A 16625-nucleotide genomic window follows, 5' to 3' on the forward strand; every position below is an offset into this window, starting at 1 on the left:
CTGCCGCCATGCGCATCGCAAACCAGACGCGTCGGCTTTACGCCGTCCGGTTCATCCGTTCTTCCAATACGTCGAACGGCACGCCGGGTTCGTCTTTTGCACCGCGGATGACAAGCGAAGTCTTGACGCTGGCCACGTTCGGCGTGGTCAGCAACTCACCCGTCAGGAACTGTTGAAAACTGCTGAGGTCGGGGGCGACGCATTTCAGGATGAAGTCGACCTCGCCGTTCAGCATGTGGCATTCCCGGACCAGCGGCCAGTCTCGGCAGCGGTCTTCGAACGCCCGCAGCTCCGCCTCGGCTTGGCTTTCAAGGCCAACCATCGCAAAGACCTGAACTTCGAACCCCAGTTCCCGGGCGTTGACCTCAGCGTGGTATCCTCGGATAAAGCCGGCCTCCTCCAGCGTGCGTACGCGCCGCAGGCAGGGTGGGGCCGAGATTCCGACACGTTTGGCGAGCTCGACATTGGTCATTCGCCCGTCTGCCTGCAGTTCTGCAAGGATCTTTCGGTCGATCTCGTCCAGCCGTGTCGTGACCATGCGGTGCTCCTGAAATTTTCGGTTCTTATATCAGCGCAGGTGCCATGCGCAATATTCTTTCGCAACAGCGCAATAATCTTTGTCTGTCGATCAGGCAAGCCGGCACCTTAGTACAACATGACGGACGCGTGAGACGAAGGGGCTTTAAGCTGACCGATGCTGTCGCTATATCGAAGCCCGGCGCCCACGACGGCGCTCAGGCAATAATCGAGTGGGGGTTCCATGGCCGAGACACGACACACCAAGGTTCTGATCATCGGATCGGGGCCTGCCGGATACACTGCGGGCGTCTATGCCAGCCGCGCGATGCTGAACCCGATTCTGGTGCAGGGCATCGAACCGGGCGGCCAGCTGACCACCACCACCGAGGTCGAAAACTGGCCAGGCGACACCGAAGTTCAAGGCCCCGACCTGATGGTGCGCATGCAGGATCACGCCAAGGCCATGGGCTGCGAGGTGATCGGTGACATCATCAACGACCTGGATCTGTCGAAACGTCCCTTCACCGCCAAGGGCGACAGCGGCACCGTCTACACTGCGGACGCGGTCATCCTCGCGACCGGCGCACGCGCCAAATGGCTGGGGCTGCCGTCGGAAGAGAAATTCAAGGGCTTCGGCGTGTCGGCCTGCGCCACCTGTGACGGGTTCTTCTATCGCGGACAGGAGATCGTGGTGATCGGCGGCGGCAACACCGCCGTGGAAGAAGCGCTGTTCCTGACCAATTTCGCCAGCAAGGTCACGCTGATCCACCGCCGGGACGAACTGCGGGCCGAGAAGATCCTTCAGGACCGCCTGTTCAAGAACGACAAGATCGAGCCGTTGTGGTTCCACCAGCTGGAGGAAGTGATTGGCACCGATAACCCGCTGGGCGTCGAAGGCGTGCGGGTGAAGAACGTCAAGACGGGCGAAATCACCGAGATCCCCTGCAAGGGCGTGTTCGTCGCCATCGGCCACGCACCTGCCAACGAACTGGTCAAGGACGTGCTGGAAACCCACATGGGCGGCTATGTCAAAACCAAACCCGGCACCACGCAGACCTCGATCCCCGGCGTGTTCGCGGCCGGTGACCTGACCGACCATGTGTACCGGCAGGCGGTGACCTCGGCCGGAATGGGCTGCATGGCGGCGCTGGATGCCGAACGGTTCCTTGCCGAACAGGAATGACCGCGACGCGCAGCGCCTTCGGCGCTGCGTACCGCCCTCCTCTGGCACCTTGACCCGCACTGCGCGGCAACGCAGACTTGCCCCGAGCGCGGCAGATTTCAGGTGATCTTTTGAACACCCCCCTTTGGCAGGGCAGTTGGGCGACCCGTCTCAGGATCATCAGTGGTCTTGTGCTGTTTGCCTTTGCTTTCTTCCACTTCATCAATATTGGGTTGGGGCTGTTTCACACCGACTACCTGCATGACATGCAGGACTCTCGGAAAACGGTCACGCGCCATTCGATTGGCAGCGCTGTCCTGTATCTTGCCCTGATCGCACATGCAGGTCTGGCATTGGTGTCGATCGCCCAGCGCCGAACCCTGCGAATGCCTTTTCATACGGCCCTGCAGATCGTTCTTGGCCTTCTCATTCCGCTGCAACTGATCTCGCACGTCGTACAGACACGCTATGCGCATCAGGTTTTCGACGTGAATGATGAGATGGGCTACATCATCATTCTGATGTGGCCAAATTCGGCCATCTGGATGCAAAGCCTGCTGATGCTGATCGTCTGGATACACGGGTGCATCGGACTTCATATCTGGCTGCGACTGACCTCGTGGTGGCGTCAAACCGTACCCTATCTGATCGGAGTTGCCGTCTTCATCCCAAGCTTTGCCCTGGCCGGTTTGCTGACAGAAGGGCGGCGCATCTGGATGGATTTTGCGGATCCGGATCTACGCGAACAGTATATCGAGCATTACAACTGGCCCGGCCCTGAAGAGTTCCAGGTTTTGTTCAGCGTCAAGGACAAAGCCTTGATGGCCTTCTGGATCGCGCTTGCCGCAGCTCTTGCGTTCCATTTCGGGGGCAAGCTTTGGCGCAGACGACACTCGGTGCGCGTCAGATATGTCGATGGGCCGGAAGTGACCTCAGAGAAAGGCATGACACTGCTTGAGATGTCACAAGCCAACGGTATTCCGCATACCGCACTGTGCGGCGGCCGGGGGCGCTGCACCACCTGCCGTGTCATCGTCGAAGATGGCGCCGAGTCACTGCCACCGCCCAGCGAGGTCGAAGCCCGCAGCCTGAAAGCCGTGGGGGCCCCACAGCGCACGCGCCTTGCCTGCCAGGTCCGCCCCTCCAGCCCCTTGACGGTTTTCCGTGTTTTCCGGCCGGATGGTGGACGCCAGCGGGCGCATGCCAGCCAGGGGCAAGAGCGAAAACTGGCCGTGCTTTTTCTGGACATGCGCGGGTTTACCGCGCGCACAACGGGGCAACTGCCCTATGACATCGTGTTCCTGCTGAACCGGTTCTTTGACGCCATTGTTCCAGCCATTACCGCAGACGGCGGGGTCGTCGACAAATACATGGGCGATGGCCTTTTGGCCGTGTTCGAAACACCCGACACGTCCAGCTCGGCCCGTTCTGCCCTGAAAGCTGCGATCGACATCAGTCATGCGCTTGCGCAGTTCAACCAGCAGCTGTCCCAGGAAAACAGCCCCGCGATCCGCATCGGCATGGGCCTGCACCTGGGCGACCTTGTGTTGGGAGAGATCGGCGCTGCCGGCCACGCCGCGCGGACCATCATCGGTGACGCCGTGAACGTCGCCAGTCGGCTGGAAGGAGAAACCAAAGCGCTCGGGGCCGAGCTGTTGGTCTCGGAAGCCGTGCTGCGCGCGGCCGGGTTTGAGACCGATGGCCTTGACCTGTGTCTGTTCCAGCTCCGGGGCGTAACCGAGCCCGTCCCTGCCCTGCCGGTCGAGCGCGCTCTGGATCTGGACCAACTTCTGACCTCACCAGAACAGATCGCCGCCGGTTGACGATATTGTCCCCATCCGGTGGGATTTTCGTCGCTTTTTCGGTTCGGGCCCGGAAAAACCTTCCATTCCGGGGAAAAACCGCGCATATCCTCCTTTGTTTCATGAATGTATATGGACTTCGACTGACGACCGGGGCACATGGCCCGGAAATGCACCTGAATCACTGACTGACCACACTGCCTCAAGAGTATTGCGATGACGATGTTGAGTAACCTGGCTCCGATCCCAGAACTGTATGTTTCCTATGAATCCGCCCAAAAGCTGAAAGTCGAAGCCGCCGACCTGACCAGCTGGGACCTGACCCCGCGCCAGATCTGTGATCTGGAATTGCTGATGAATGGCGGGTTCAACCCGCTCAAGGGCTTTCTGGGTCAGGAAGACTATGACAGCGTGGTCGAAAACATGCGCCTGGCCGACGGAAGCCTTTGGCCGATGCCGATCACGCTGGATGTCAGCGAGGGCTTCGCCGAGAAGATCGAACTGGGTCAGGACATTGCGCTGCGCGACCAGGAAGGCGTGATCCTGGCGACCATGACCGTTACCGACCGCTGGACCCCGGACAAGTCGCGTGAGGCCGAGAAGGTCTTCGGTGCCGATGATGATGCGCACCCCGCCGTGAACTACCTGCACAACGTGGCAGGCAAGGTCTATCTGGGCGGTCCCGTGACCGGTATCCAGCCGCCGGTGCACTATGACTTCAAGGCCCGCCGCGACACCCCGAACGAGCTGCGCGCCTATTTCCGCAAGCTGGGCTGGCGCCGCATCGTCGCCTTCCAGACCCGCAACCCGCTGCACCGCGCACACCAGGAACTGACCTTCCGCGCCGCGCGTGAGGCTCAGGCCAACCTGCTGATCCACCCGGTCGTGGGCCTGACCAAGCCCGGCGATGTCGATCACTTCACCCGCGTGCGCTGCTATGAGGCGGTGTTGGACAAATACCCGGCCTCGACCACCACCATGAGCCTGCTGAACCTGGCGATGCGCATGGCCGGCCCGCGCGAAGCGGTCTGGCACGGCCTGATCCGCAAAAACCACGGCTGCACCCACTTCATCGTCGGCCGCGACCATGCCGGCCCCGGCAAGAACAGCCAGGGTGAGGATTTCTACGGCCCCTATGACGCCCAGGACCTGTTCCGCAAATTCCAGGACGAGATCGGCATCGAGATGGTCGATTTCAAACACATGGTCTATGTGCAGGAACGCGCCCAGTACGAACCCGCGGACGAGATCGAGGACCGCGACAACGTCACGATCCTGAACATCTCGGGCACCGAACTGCGCCGCCGTCTGCGCGAGGGGCTTGAGATCCCCGAGTGGTTCTCGTTCCCCGAGGTGGTCGAGCAACTGCGCCGCCGCTATCCGCCGCGCAGCCAGCAGGGCTTTACCGTCTTCTTCACCGGATTCTCGGGCTCGGGCAAATCGACCATCGCCAACGCTCTGATGGTCAAGCTGATGGAGATGGGCGGCCGTCCCGTCACGTTGCTGGACGGTGACATTGTCCGCAAGAACCTCAGCTCGGAACTGGGCTTCTCGAAGGAACACAGGGACCTGAACATCCGCCGCATCGGATATGTGGCCTCCGAGATCACCAAGAACGGCGGCATCGCCATCTGTGCCCCGATCGCGCCCTACGCCACCACCCGCCGCGCCGTGCGCGAGGAGATCGAGCAGTTCGGCGCGTTCTGCGAAGTTCACGTGGCCACCAGCATCGAGGAATGCGAGCGCCGCGACCGCAAGGGCCTGTACAAGCTGGCGCGTGAAGGCAAGATCAAAGAGTTCACTGGTATTTCGGACCCTTACGATGTGCCGGAAAACCCGGAACTGCGCGTCGAGACCGAGAATGTGGACGTGGACAACTGCGCCCATCAGGTTCTGCTGAAGCTGGAAAGCATGGGATTGATTGCCGGATCCTGAGCCACAGCCAACTGCTGTCAACACTGACCCCCGGAGACATCTCCGGGGGTCTTTCATTTCCAGAACACTGCTTTGAACACCCCCCTTCCATCCGCGAAGATTGGCGGTCGTTCGACGTTTCACCCAAAAAATGCTACTATTTCGCATATTTTGCGCAGACATAATTTGTCTGCATCCTTTGGGAGGGTGAACATATGGCAACTCAGAAAAATACCGACGATGGCGGAGCCATGTTTGCGGGAGACAACCGCGCAGCGGTAATTGCCGACTACAAGATCGCCCAGTTTTCCCGGTTGCAACTTCCGGCGTTGATGGCTGCACCGGCTATGGCAGGGGGCCTGACACCATTTATCCCCATAGACTGGCTGCTGGACCTTCTAAAATCGATCCGCACCTACGCGGATTGGGTGAAGGAATGCGACAAGATCAAAGCCAAGATTCAAAAGGCGCTGGATACACTGCAGCCGCCGCCCCAGGATCACCCTTTGGGGCTTGTCGTGCCACCGGTTCCGCCGACGCCCGGCACGACCCGTCTTCGTCAGATCCTTGAGGTCATCGATGCGGCCAAGACCGCTGCCGGCAACATGGAGCCAGACTCGGCGCGCGACAGTCTCAAAGAGGCCAAGGATATGATGCACCACGACTCGGTCAAAGCCGAGTTCCGCCGGCTGAATGACGTGGATGGCTGGTACGACATTCTTGAGGAATTGCAGGACGCGATCGATTACCTGGAACGTGTCTCGCGGCACTGACCCACGCCGGAACAGCCAAAGCGCGCGTGCGGCACAGTCAGCCTGCTGAAAGCTGATCCCGCAGGGCCTCGGCAGCCCTCAGTTCGAACTCTCCATAGATGGCGGCCTGCGGTTGCATCGCCCGCAGATACGGCAGGCGTTTTTCATAGTCTTCCACCGACAGCATCTGCACGGCCTGCTGGATGTCCGCCTCGGTTTCGCACAGGATCATCCCCTTGGTATCAAGGAAGTCGCCGATATTGGGGCACCCCCAATAGATCGGGACTGTAGAACACAGAACGGCGTCGATCAGCTTCTCCGAGAAGTAGTTCCTCTCGCGCACGTTTTCAATGACGACCGAATAACGATAAGGTGCCAACCCGTCTGACTTGTGCTCGAACGGTTGATAGCCGCGGCCCATGATGTCGATGTCAGCGCCTGTGTCGCGGGCCCAATCGATCAGCCTGTGCCTCAGCTGGTGCCCCTCCAGATCGCGCTTCGCCGACGCGATCAGCGAACATGACCGCGTCTTTACGACGCTCAGATCCTGCCACTCGGGGACTTGGGTCACGCCATAGGGCAGGAAAACCGCGTTGGGCAGGCTGTTCAGCAATACGTCGTGAAAGGTGAACACCCGGAAAAACCGCCGCCAGGTCCAGCGCAGCATCCGGTCGTGCTTGCCATGTATGGCCGATGGCTCGCCCATCATCAGCGATATCCGAGCCCGCGTGCCGCGTCGCATGCGCAGGTGTACGGTGGAATTGGGATACATGATCAGGTGGTCGGTGGGCGCGAGGTCACCCACGGTCTTTCCTGACAGGCGCTCGGGGCAGCCCAGCGGCCAATTCAGATCAGCCAGCGGAACCGAGGTGAGCTTTGGCCCCAAGCGGTGCCCATAGGGCAGAATCGCGATGGCCGGTTCGGTCATGGCAGCATATCCGGCAGATCAGCCTGGCCGCGCATCAGGACGAACCCGCGCCCGGCAACCTTGATGCCTGTCATCGCATCCGTTGGCCCGACCCGCGTTACGGTCGCCTGGCCAGGGCGGCCCATGTCGTGGCCTTGTTCGGCGACAAAGCTGTCTTTCTGCATAAGCCCGAATTTCCACAAGTAGGCCGCCATTGCGCCGGTGGCGGACCCGGTGAACGGATCTTCGGGTGGGCTGGGTGGTGCCAGCAACAGACGCGAGAACGTATCCCCTTGAGCCGTGGCCCCCTGCAGGGTCACCAGAAAAGGTTCGGCCATGTCGGACCCGGCATATCCGGCAGTTTCCGCCACCCGTTGCAGCGCATCCACATTCAGTTGCGCCGCGCGCAAGCCTGCGTGATCCCGCAGAACTGTAATGCAAAATGGAAGCCCGGTCGAAACCATCTGCGGCGGCGAAATGATCGCATTTGGAGGTAGGCCGATCGCAGCGGCAACAAGGTCTTCCGGCACCCGCGTGCCGAATTCGGGCGCGATCTGGGTCATCTCGATCTGGTCGCCATGCAGCTGGATCGACACGATCCCTGCTCCGGTTTCCAGCGTCAGCGCGTCACCAGATATCATTCCACGATGGCGCATGGCAGCTACGGTCGCAATGGTCGGGTGTCCGGCAAAGGGAATTTCACGGCTGGCAAGGAAATACCGCACTCGAATATCCGCCACATCCGATTGTCCGGTAAATGTGCATTCGACCAAAGAAGTCTCGCGGACAAACGCCGTGCAAACCGATTCCGGCAAATGCGCGCCACCATGCACGACTGCACAGCCATTTCCGCCGAATGCCGTGTCGCTGAAGGCATCCACCCAATCGAAATCGAACCAGCTCATGCGCCCTCTCGTGCTTGCAGTCAGAAAGTGCCGGGAATGCAAACCCGCGGGTGGCATGTTTGACGCCTCACACGCCGCTTGTCACGCTGAATCGGTCTGTGCCCGTGTCAGTGCACGGCCACCGGAGACAGGTCATGCTGCCGCGCCAGTACGAAGGCCAGCTTTCGATCGGCGACAAGCGCCAGTTGCTGCCCATCTGAATCGTGAACGGCATAAAGATGATCCAGATCACCCACCTGCGTGCGCACCTCGTGCGGCAGGTTGGCCACGTTCACGGCCTTCACATAGACGATCCGATTGCCTTCGGTGTTGATTTCATACGGTGTATTCATGGCTTACCCCTTCCTTATGTTGATCGTCTGCACAACGGTTTCGGGCACGGCGCGGGTCAGGTCGATATGAAGAAGACCATTTTCCATGATGGCCTCGCCGACCTCGACACCGTCGGCCAGCACGAACATGCGCTGGAACTGACGGGCCGCGATGCCGCGGTGCAGGAACACGCGCCCCTCGCTGTCGTCGCGCTGACGGCCCCGGATCACCAGTTGCCGATCTTCGATGGTGATCGACAGGTCATCCTCGGCAAACCCGGCCACGGCCAAGGTAATGCGGTAGGAATGATCCGACGTCTGTTCGATGTTGTAGGGCGGATACCCTTCGTTTCCGGCCTTTGCAGACCGTTCCAGAAGGCGTTCCAGCTGCTCGAACCCCAGAAGATGCGGGTATGAGCCAAGAGTAAGTTTTGACACGTTTTCTCGTCCTTCTTTGTCAAAGCGACGTGATGCGCGGCCCCGTAAAGGCAGCTGCGCACAAGACAATATGGGATGAAACGTGTGTCTCCACAAGGTCTAGGCGGATTCACTTGAACGCACTATCTTGTGTAACACGCACCACCAGCCACACATGAGTCGCCCATGAATGCGCCCACCGACATTTCGATGAAAACCGACGAGGTTCTGCGCGTCGAGCTGGAGGTGTTTCGCCAGCAGCACCGCGACCTGGACGAGGCAATCAAGGCGCTCGAAGCGACCGGCACCGCTGATCAGTTGACGGTGAAGCGGCTGAAGAAACAAAAGCTGCGCCTGAAGGATATCATCCGGCTGATCGAGGATCGCCTGACCCCTGACATCATCGCCTGACCGGGCGCGCTCAACCGCATTGCCACGCAAGCGGATTTCACTATAGTGCGCGCTTCCTAACGCAGGCGGGGAACAGGGCGGATGAGCGAGATCAAGGTCGGAATCATCATGGGCAGCCAGTCGGACTGGCCCACCATGAAGGGCGCTTCAGAGATACTGGACGAACTGGGCGTGGCCTACGAGACCAAGATCGTCTCGGCCCACCGCACGCCGGATCGTTTGTGGGAGTACGGCAAGACCGCCGTGCAGCGCGGGCTTCAGGTAATCATCGCCGGCGCTGGCGGTGCCGCACATCTGCCGGGGATGATGGCGTCCAAGACGCGGGTGCCGGTGATCGGCGTTCCAGTTCAGACGCGGGCGCTGTCCGGTGTCGACTCGCTCTATTCCATCGTGCAGATGCCCAAGGGTTTCCCGGTTGCGACCATGGCCATCGGATCGGCCGGCGGCGCCAATGCCGGCCTGATGGCCGCTGCTATTCTGGCCCTGCAAGACTCAGCCCTGGCCGACCGGCTGGACGTTTGGCGCGCGGCGCTGTCGGACTCGATCCCCGAGGAGCCCCGCGATGAGTAACCCCTTGCAGCCCGGCGCAGTGATCGGAATTCTGGGCGGCGGCCAGCTGGGGCGGATGCTGTCGATGGCCGCGGCGCGGCTGGGCTTCGTGACCCATATCTTGGAGCCGGGCGCCAACCCGCCGGCGGGCCAGGTGGCGCATCGCGTGACCACCGCACCTTATGAGGATGCCGAGGCGCTGGCCGCTTTTGCGCAATCGGTCGATGTCATCACCTACGAGTTTGAAAACATCCCGACCGAAGCGCTGGACGTTCTGGAATCGCACCGCCCCATCCGACCCGGCCGCGAGGCGCTGCGGGTCAGTCAGGACCGGCTGACCGAAAAGACATTCCTGCAAGGCCTGGGCCTGAACACCGCACCCTTTGCCGATGTGACCGACCTGGACAGTCTGCAGGCCGCCATCGAACGGATCGGCACGCCGGCGATCCTCAAGACCCGCCGCTTCGGCTATGACGGAAAGGGGCAGGCGCGGCTGAAGTCGCCCGAGGACGCCCGGACCGCGCTGGCCGACATGCAGGGTGCACCCGCGATCCTGGAAGGCTTCGTCAATTTCAGCCACGAGGTGTCGATCATTGCCGCCCGCGGGCTGGACGGCCAGGTGGCCTGCTTCGACCCCGGCGAGAACGTGCATCGCGACGGCATCCTGCACACGACCACGGTGCCCGCGCGCCTGTCCCCTGCGCTGCGGACCGACGCGGTGCTGCTGGCCGCGAATATCCTGAACGCGCTGGACTATGTCGGCGTCATGGGGGTCGAACTGTTCGTGACGCCGCAGGGCCTGATCGTGAACGAGATCGCGCCGCGCGTTCACAACTCGGGCCACTGGACGCAGAACGGCTGTGCAGTCGATCAGTTCGAGCAGCATATCCGCGCCGTAGCCGGCTGGCCTCTGGGCGACGGGCAGCGTCACGCGGATGTGGTGATGGAGAACCTGATCGGCGAAGACATGGACCGCGTGCCCGAGCTTGCGCAACAGCGCGACGTGGCCCTGCACCTGTATGGCAAGGCCGAGGTCAAGCCGGGCCGCAAAATGGGCCATTTCAACCGGATCAAACGCTAGCGCGCCGCGGCGACGAACCGCCCGGCGACATCCCCCGACAGGAAACTGACCCGGCCGCCGGCGATGGTGGCCGCCACGCGCTGCGTTTCCGCATCCAGAACGACCAGATCGGCGCGTTTGCCGGGTTGCAGCGACCCGCGGTCCCCGAGGCCAAGCACCCGCGCGGGCCCCGACGACACCAGCGCCCACGCGCCCGCCAGATCCATCAGCCCCGATTTCATCAACATCAGCGCCGCCCTGCGCGGGCTGGGATAGTGGTAATCCGACGCCAGCGCATCGCACAGCCCCATGGCGATCAGGTCCAGCGCGCTGACGTTGCCCTTGTGCGATCCGCCCCGCACCACGTTGGGCGAGCCCAGAATGACGTGATCGCCCGCGGCCTTGGCCGCCTCGGCCGCTTCGAGCGTTTCGGGAAATTCGGCGATATGCACGCCGCGCGCGCGGCAGTGGCAACGGGCCTCTGCCGTGGCGTCATCATGGCTGCCCAGACGCACGCCTTGTTGGGCCAACGCCGCGCACAGCGCATCAAGCGCAGTTGGCACCTCGGAGGTGCGGGCGTGCATGTCCTGCAGCATCTTCAGATGCGCCTCGGGGCTGCGACCAGCCTTGAGCGCCTGCCCGGTCAAACGCGGCGGGGTACGCCCCTGCGCCAGACGGTCATGGGGCAGATGATCGTTGAACACGACATAGGGCACCTGCCAGTCGGCGATGCGCCCCGGCAGGTCGGCATAGTCATCCAGCAGGTGGGTTTCGAACCGCAACTGCGGGATCAGGTCGGTGACCACGCTGCCCTTCACCGCCGCGATCGCGCGGAACACGTCGGCGGCGAACTCTGGGCCGCGTACGCCGCCCTCCCAGCTGTAGAACTGCGCCAGCACGGCGGTGGTGATGCCATTGGCTGCCAGTTCAGCCTCGGCGGCGCGGATGCCCTCGTCCATCTGCTTCATGGCCCCCCGGCGCGGGGCGATGTGACGCTCGAACCCGTCCCCGTGCAGGTCGATGATGCCCGGCAGGATCAGATAGCCGCTCAGATCAACGACCGGCGCACCGCTGCCCTCCTGGATCAAGCCGTCCGCGATTGAGAGATCGTTACCGACAAGTCCGCGATCAGGGTGCAGAACCTGCGCCCCGGAAAAGGTCAGCTCCAATGCGGTCATCGCGTGGGTTCCGAGGCGGGTTCGGCGCAGTCCTCTCCGATGCAGATCTCATCAATGATGTCCATCACACCGTCCAGCCAGGTTATGTTGGGATCGAACTCACCGAACTCGATGAAGTGCAAAGCCTGCGCCATGACCTGCGGGTTGTTCATCATGAACGTATGCGTCACCGGCAGCACGATGTGGTCGGTCATGCCCTGGACTTTGGTTTCTTCGACAGCGACCTTGCCGTCATCCGGTCCATCAACCAGCGACGAAAAGACCGGATTCAAGGAGTTCTCGCCTGCAATCACCCCCAGCTCGAAGTCGACCGGTGGCAGGCGACGCGGAATACCTTCGGGACCCGTACCCAGCTGCAGGCCGGCGGGGCCGTTCAACAGACCGAACACTTCCCAATCGCCCAGTTCATCGACCAATTGGCTGCCTTGGTTGGGCGGGCCAAGCATGACGACGCGGCCCAGATTCTGCGGATGGTAATCCTGCAGCCAGTAGCGCAACAGGATACCCCCCATCGAATGCGCGACAACGTTGACGGTGTCATCTCCGCACGCCGCAAACGCCTCGGGTATGGTCCGGTCGGCCAGTTCCGGAATCGGAAGATCCGTCGAGCGATAACCCGGCCGCACAACGGTGTACCCGTGCACCTTGAACAACTGCTCCATGACCGAAAACGATGCTTCGGTCCGGGCAAGCCCATGCAGCAGGACAACGCATTTTGCCTGCGCGGCGATCGGCATCAGGAAAAGCAATATGAAAAACAGGATCCGCATGGCTGCCAGATAATCGCTATTCTTCAGAGAGGAAAGACCTAGCGCCGCCTCACGCGCATAACTGCCAATGCAATACCGCCCACAACCAACCCTGCCCCTGCCATCAGCCGCAGGCTCAGTTGCTCGCCGAGCAGCGCCACACCTGCAATGATCGCAATCACCGGGACGCTCAGCTGAACTACGGCTGCAACTGCTGGGGCCAGCTGGGGCAGCAGGCGATACCACATGGCGTACCCCAACCCCGAGGTTACGCCGCCAGATACGGCCGCCAGACCCAAACCCGCCCAGGTCAAGTCCCACGCCGGAGCGCCCGCGACCAAAATGCCAGCGGTCACCGGCAAGGCCACGACAAAGTTCGAGGCCGTTCCTGCCAGCGCATCGGGCTCGGACCGACCGGCAATCGAATACGCAGCCCACCCGACCCCTGCGGCGGCCATCAAGGCTGCTCCGGTCGGGTCCACACGCACCTCAGCGCCAGGCCACAGCACCCACGCCAATCCGGCCATCGCAATTGCTGCCCCCGCCACCTGTCGAAAAGTCGGGATCGCCCCGGCAAGGGAGCCGGCCAGAAACATCGAGATCTGGACCACTGCAAACAGGATCAAGGCGCCCAATCCCGCATCAAGTGAGAGATAGGCCACCGAGAACCCGACCATGTACAACGACAAGGACCCTGCTCCGATTACTCGGCGCCTGTCGAACACCCGCAGGGTGCCACCCCGCGACACGACCAATGCGCAAAGGACCAGCGCACCACAGAGCACACGAACAACGGCAAAACTCGCCGGGTCGCTGGCTCCGCTCTCCACGGCCAACCGGTTCAGGATGGAATTGGCCGCAAAGGCGCACATGGTCAGGGCGGTCAGAAGAAACAGCTGCATGCCTCACCAATACCGTGTCCGCACGCAATGGACACCCGCTTTCCTGCGCTTCCGCGTGACCGGCTGCAGCGATCCCCAGAATTGCATGCAGCGCCGGCCGAAACACCGCGGATCACTGAAAAAATCAAAACGGGGCCGCCCGAAGGCGACCCCGCTGAAATTTTCGGTAAGACTTTCCCTTGCGGGTTGTCTGAATTCGCTGACGCGAACCCGGACAGTCTTACATCATGCCGCCCATGCCGCCCATGTCGGGCATGCCAGCACCGGCGCCTGCACCTTCTTTGGCGGGCTTGTCGGCAACCATTGCTTCGGTGGTGATCAGCAGACCTGCAACCGAGGCTGCGTCTTCCAGAGCGGTACGCACCACTTTGGCCGGGTCGATCACGCCGAACTTGAACATGTCGCCATATTCTTCGGTCTGAGCGTTGAAGCCGAAGGCGGTGTCCGAGGACTCGCGCACCTTGCCGGCAACGACGGCACCGTCGACACCTGCGTTTTCAGCAATCTGACGCAGCGGCGCTTCGATGGCCTTGCGAACGATGTTGATACCGGCGTCCTGATCGGCGTTGACACCTTTCAGATCGGCCAGAGCCTTGCCGGCCTGAACCAGGGCAACACCGCCACCCACGACGACACCTTCCTGAACGGCGGCGCGCGTTGCGTTCAGAGCGTCGTCCACACGGTCCTTGCGCTCTTTCACTTCAACTTCGGTCATGCCACCGACGCGGATAACGGCAACACCGCCTGCCAGTTTGGCAACGCGCTCTTGCAGCTTCTCACGGTCGTAGTCGCTGGTGGTTTCTTCGATCTGGGTACGGATCTGGGCAACGCGTGCTTCGATCTCGGCCTTCTCGCCAGCACCGTCGACGATGGTGGTTTCGTCCTTGGTGATCGACACTTTCTTGGCGGTGCCAAGCATGTCCATGGTGACGTTTTCCAGCTTCATGCCCAGGTCTTCGCTGATGACCTGACCGCCGGTCAGGATTGCGATGTCCTGCAGCATTGCCTTGCGGCGATCGCCGAAGCCCGGAGCCTTGACGGCAGCGATTTTCAGACCACCGCGCAGCTTGTTGACAACCAGAGTTGCCAGCGCTTCGCCTTCAACGTCCTCGGCGATGATCAGCAGCGGTTTCTGCGACTGGATCACCTGCTCGAGCAGCGGAACCATCGGCTGCAGCGACGAGAGTTTTTTCTCGTGCAGCAGGATCATGCAGTCTTCCAGCTCGGCGACCATCTTGTCAGCGTTGGTGACGAAGTAGGGCGACAGGTAGCCACGGTCGAACTGCATACCTTCGACGACGTCGGTCTCGGTTTCCAGACCTTTGTTCTCTTCGACGGTGATGACGCCTTCGTTGCCAACCTTCTGCATCGCGTCTGCGATCTGGCGGCCGATTTCAGCTTCGCCGTTAGCCGAGATGGTACCAACCTGCGCGACTTCGTCGCTGTCTTTGACTTCGCGGGCAGCGTTCTTGATTTCTTCGACGACTTTGGCGGTTGCCATGTCGATGCCGCGCTTCAGGTCCATCGGGTTCAGGCCGGCAGCAACCTGCTTGAGGCCTTCCTTGACGATGGCCTGAGCCAGAACGGTCGCGGTGGTGGTGCCGTCACCGGCTTCGTCATTGGTGCGGCTGGCGACTTCTTTCACCATTTGCGCGCCCATGTTCTCGAACTTGTCTTCCAGTTCGATTTCCTTGGCGACCGAAACACCGTCTTTGGTGATGCGCGGCGCGCCGAAGGATTTGTCCAGAACCACGTTGCGGCCTTTGGGGCCGAGGGTCACCTTCACAGCATCCGCCAGGATGTTCACACCCTTCAGCATGCGGTTGCGGGCATCGGTGTCGAACTTGACGTCCTTTGCAGACATGTCTTTTTCTCCTCGAGAAATGTGTTTGAAATGAAGATCAGAGCAAGCGCATGCGCGTTACTCGATGATCCCCATGATGTCGCTTTCTTTCATCATCAGCAGCTCTTCGCCGTCGACGTGGACCTCGGTGCCGGACCATTTGCCGAACAGGATCTTGTCGCCGGGCTTCACAGCCATCGCGATCAGTTCGCCGCTGTCTTTCCGCGCGCCTTCGCCGGTTGCAACGACTTCGCCTTCGCTGGGCTTTTCTTTTGCGCTGTCGGGAATGATCAGGCCGCCTGCGGTTTTCTCTTCGCTTTCGGTACGGCGAACCAGCACGCGGTCATGAAGCGGTTTCAATGCCATCTTTGCAGCTCCTTGGGCTCAAAGGTTGTTTTCCTCCCCCCGCGGTCTTGCGGGGCGTTAGCACTCAGCTTGGTCGAGTGCTAACGACGCATAGCTAGGGGGTGATTTCCGGCGAGTCAACAATCGGTGATGAATTTTTTTCGCGCGCAGCCTGAGGCCGGCCTGGTCAGGTCGGGTCTTCCCAGCTGTAAGCCCAATGCTTCAGACCTTCGGACCCGGAAGGCGACAGTTCATAGACGCCCTTTGCCACCTTTTCAAACCAGCCATAATGGTTTTCGCGCATGAGGCGCGTCGCGGCCGCAACGCCGGTGGCACTGGCGACCTCAGCGCCTTTGGTCGCCCCGTGTTCGGCCAGATGCGCGGCACATTTCAGGGCATCCTGCCGATAGGCAGTTACGATTCCGTGCCGGGTTGCCCCACCCGAATTCGGATCCCCTTCCAACCGCTCGAACTCGCGCAACAGTCGCGCAGCTTTGGCCTTGTTCTTTCGCGGCGCATAGGGGCCGGGGTCACAATGGACTTCGACCCACCCATCCGCACGAACGGTGATCAAACCCAGCCCCAACCGACGACACAGGGACAGGTTGTCCCGCAGCGCCCGGCGCGCCGACCGGCCGGTGGGCTTGCAGACGGCCACATAGACCTGATCCGATACCTTCAACCGGGTCACGGCCTGATGGAACAAGGCCAGCGAAAATCTCAGCTTCAATTCAACGATCACTGGATCACAACCGGGCTTGACGGCCACGATGTCGGCGACGCCGACCTCTCCTTTCACGGTGTACCCTTGCCGCTGCAATAGCGCCTTGATCGGAGGATAGAGATCCTGTTCGCGGTTCATGACGCTATGCTATGGTTTTTTCAGAGAAACGCCATAC

At 61.5% G+C, this 16625-nt stretch carries 18 protein-coding genes; 7 read left to right on the forward strand and 11 right to left on the reverse strand.

Features of this window, described 5'->3' with window-relative positions:
- Positions 1–37: 37 nt before the first annotated feature.
- A complete protein-coding gene (locus ACR3EL_RS12720; RefSeq protein WP_093964666.1) occupies positions 38–538 on the reverse strand; it encodes an Lrp/AsnC family transcriptional regulator in 501 nt (166 codons plus the stop codon).
- 222 nt (positions 539–760) lie between these two features.
- Here ACR3EL_RS12720 and trxB point away from each other — a divergent pair, with 222 nt between their 5' ends.
- The 4 genes from trxB (at position 761) to ACR3EL_RS12740 (ending at position 6170) form a co-directional block, all read left to right on the forward strand.
- Positions 761–1702 carry a thioredoxin-disulfide reductase gene (gene trxB / locus ACR3EL_RS12725; RefSeq protein WP_093964665.1) on the forward strand — a complete coding sequence of 314 codons (942 nt, stop codon included), beginning with the start codon at positions 761–763 and terminating at the stop codon, positions 1700–1702.
- Positions 1703–1812: 110 nt separating this feature from the next.
- Entirely contained in the window at positions 1813–3504 is a 1692-nt protein-coding gene (locus tag ACR3EL_RS12730) for an adenylate/guanylate cyclase domain-containing protein (protein WP_480721828.1), read from the forward strand.
- Positions 3505–3699: 195 nt separating this feature from the next.
- Entirely contained in the window at positions 3700–5418 is a 1719-nt protein-coding gene (locus ACR3EL_RS12735) for a bifunctional sulfate adenylyltransferase/adenylylsulfate kinase (protein ID WP_480721830.1), read from the forward strand.
- A 194-nt stretch (positions 5419–5612) separates the two neighbouring features.
- Positions 5613–6170, forward strand: coding sequence for a hypothetical protein (locus ACR3EL_RS12740; RefSeq protein WP_170538060.1), 558 nt, complete (start codon positions 5613–5615; stop codon positions 6168–6170).
- Between the two features lie 37 nt (positions 6171–6207).
- Here the strand turns inward: ACR3EL_RS12740 and ACR3EL_RS12745 are convergent, their stop codons facing one another.
- From ACR3EL_RS12745 to ACR3EL_RS12760, 4 genes are all read right to left on the reverse strand, one after another.
- Positions 6208–7077 (reverse strand): hypothetical protein, encoded by an 870-nt coding sequence (locus ACR3EL_RS12745; protein ID WP_480721832.1) that lies wholly within the window; start codon positions 7075–7077, stop codon positions 6208–6210.
- Entirely contained in the window at positions 7074–7961 is an 888-nt protein-coding gene (locus tag ACR3EL_RS12750; RefSeq protein ID WP_480721833.1) for a PhzF family phenazine biosynthesis protein, read from the reverse strand. The genes ACR3EL_RS12745 and ACR3EL_RS12750 overlap by 4 nt, the downstream gene beginning before the upstream one ends.
- Before the next feature lie 107 nt (positions 7962–8068).
- Positions 8069–8293: a DUF1150 family protein gene (locus tag ACR3EL_RS12755; protein WP_093964659.1), complete on the reverse strand. Its 225-nt coding sequence runs from the start codon at positions 8291–8293 to the stop codon at positions 8069–8071.
- Positions 8294–8296: 3 nt separating this feature from the next.
- On the reverse strand, positions 8297–8710 hold the full coding sequence (locus tag ACR3EL_RS12760; protein ID WP_093964658.1) for an Hsp20 family protein: 414 nt from the start codon (positions 8708–8710) through the stop codon (positions 8297–8299).
- Between the two features lie 165 nt (positions 8711–8875).
- Here ACR3EL_RS12760 and ACR3EL_RS12765 point away from each other — a divergent pair, with 165 nt between their 5' ends.
- The 3 genes from ACR3EL_RS12765 to ACR3EL_RS12775 all read left to right on the forward strand — a co-directional run bounded on the left by ACR3EL_RS12765 (position 8876) and on the right by ACR3EL_RS12775 (position 10730).
- Complete coding sequence (locus ACR3EL_RS12765) at positions 8876–9100, forward strand: YdcH family protein (RefSeq protein ID WP_005981552.1); 225 nt, start codon at positions 8876–8878, stop codon at positions 9098–9100.
- Between the two features lie 81 nt (positions 9101–9181).
- Positions 9182–9670: a 5-(carboxyamino)imidazole ribonucleotide mutase gene (gene purE / locus ACR3EL_RS12770; RefSeq protein ID WP_170339989.1), complete on the forward strand. Its 489-nt coding sequence runs from the start codon at positions 9182–9184 to the stop codon at positions 9668–9670.
- Positions 9663–10730: a 5-(carboxyamino)imidazole ribonucleotide synthase gene (locus ACR3EL_RS12775; RefSeq protein ID WP_170339987.1), complete on the forward strand. Its 1068-nt coding sequence runs from the start codon at positions 9663–9665 to the stop codon at positions 10728–10730. The genes purE and ACR3EL_RS12775 overlap by 8 nt, the downstream gene beginning before the upstream one ends.
- On the opposite strand, the gene ACR3EL_RS12780 is transcribed toward ACR3EL_RS12775, so the two are convergent.
- From ACR3EL_RS12780 to ACR3EL_RS12805, 6 genes are all read right to left on the reverse strand, one after another.
- Positions 10727–11887 (reverse strand): alpha-D-ribose 1-methylphosphonate 5-triphosphate diphosphatase, encoded by a 1161-nt coding sequence (locus ACR3EL_RS12780; RefSeq protein ID WP_170390895.1) that lies wholly within the window; start codon positions 11885–11887, stop codon positions 10727–10729. The genes ACR3EL_RS12775 and ACR3EL_RS12780 overlap by 4 nt on opposite strands.
- Positions 11884–12657: an alpha/beta fold hydrolase gene (locus ACR3EL_RS12785; protein ID WP_170404845.1), complete on the reverse strand. Its 774-nt coding sequence runs from the start codon at positions 12655–12657 to the stop codon at positions 11884–11886. The genes ACR3EL_RS12780 and ACR3EL_RS12785 overlap by 4 nt, the downstream gene beginning before the upstream one ends.
- 38 nt (positions 12658–12695) lie before the next feature.
- Entirely contained in the window at positions 12696–13538 is an 843-nt protein-coding gene (locus ACR3EL_RS12790) for a DMT family transporter (protein ID WP_170598776.1), read from the reverse strand.
- A 220-nt stretch (positions 13539–13758) separates the two neighbouring features.
- Complete coding sequence (gene groL, locus ACR3EL_RS12795; protein ID WP_170339978.1) at positions 13759–15402, reverse strand: chaperonin GroEL; 1644 nt, start codon at positions 15400–15402, stop codon at positions 13759–13761.
- A gap of 57 nt (positions 15403–15459) precedes the next feature.
- Positions 15460–15747: a co-chaperone GroES gene (groES, locus tag ACR3EL_RS12800; protein WP_093964650.1), complete on the reverse strand. Its 288-nt coding sequence runs from the start codon at positions 15745–15747 to the stop codon at positions 15460–15462.
- 166 nt (positions 15748–15913) lie between these two features.
- Complete coding sequence (locus ACR3EL_RS12805) at positions 15914–16588, reverse strand: DUF2161 domain-containing phosphodiesterase (RefSeq protein ID WP_170339976.1); 675 nt, start codon at positions 16586–16588, stop codon at positions 15914–15916.
- Between the last annotated feature and the right edge of the window lie 37 nt (positions 16589–16625).

The sequence above is a fragment of the Ruegeria sp. BJ3 genome (genome assembly GCF_056535665.1).

Bases quoted from the DNA above. Each gene is read 5' to 3' on its own strand.
- ACR3EL_RS12720 (WP_093964666.1), bottom strand. From the start codon at position 538: ATGGTCACGACACGGCTGGACGAGATCGACCGAAAGATCCTTGCAGAA.
- trxB (WP_093964665.1), top strand. From the start codon at position 761: ATGGCCGAGACACGACACACCAAGGTTCTGATCATCGGATCGGGGCCT.
- ACR3EL_RS12735 (WP_480721830.1), top strand. From the start codon at position 3,700: ATGACGATGTTGAGTAACCTGGCTCCGATCCCAGAACTGTATGTTTCC.
- ACR3EL_RS12740 (WP_170538060.1), top strand. From the start codon at position 5,613: ATGGCAACTCAGAAAAATACCGACGATGGCGGAGCCATGTTTGCGGGA.
- ACR3EL_RS12745 (WP_480721832.1), bottom strand. From the start codon at position 7,077: ATGACCGAACCGGCCATCGCGATTCTGCCCTATGGGCACCGCTTGGGG.
- ACR3EL_RS12750 (WP_480721833.1), bottom strand. From the start codon at position 7,961: ATGAGCTGGTTCGATTTCGATTGGGTGGATGCCTTCAGCGACACGGCA.
- ACR3EL_RS12755 (WP_093964659.1), bottom strand. From the start codon at position 8,293: ATGAATACACCGTATGAAATCAACACCGAAGGCAATCGGATCGTCTAT.
- ACR3EL_RS12765 (WP_005981552.1), top strand. From the start codon at position 8,876: ATGAATGCGCCCACCGACATTTCGATGAAAACCGACGAGGTTCTGCGC.
- purE (WP_170339989.1), top strand. From the start codon at position 9,182: ATGAGCGAGATCAAGGTCGGAATCATCATGGGCAGCCAGTCGGACTGG.
- ACR3EL_RS12775 (WP_170339987.1), top strand. From the start codon at position 9,663: ATGAGTAACCCCTTGCAGCCCGGCGCAGTGATCGGAATTCTGGGCGGC.
- ACR3EL_RS12780 (WP_170390895.1), bottom strand. From the start codon at position 11,887: ATGACCGCATTGGAGCTGACCTTTTCCGGGGCGCAGGTTCTGCACCCT.
- ACR3EL_RS12785 (WP_170404845.1), bottom strand. From the start codon at position 12,657: ATGCGGATCCTGTTTTTCATATTGCTTTTCCTGATGCCGATCGCCGCG.
- ACR3EL_RS12790 (WP_170598776.1), bottom strand. From the start codon at position 13,538: ATGCAGCTGTTTCTTCTGACCGCCCTGACCATGTGCGCCTTTGCGGCC.
- groL (WP_170339978.1), bottom strand. From the start codon at position 15,402: ATGTCTGCAAAGGACGTCAAGTTCGACACCGATGCCCGCAACCGCATG.
- groES (WP_093964650.1), bottom strand. From the start codon at position 15,747: ATGGCATTGAAACCGCTTCATGACCGCGTGCTGGTTCGCCGTACCGAA.
- ACR3EL_RS12805 (WP_170339976.1), bottom strand. From the start codon at position 16,588: ATGAACCGCGAACAGGATCTCTATCCTCCGATCAAGGCGCTATTGCAG.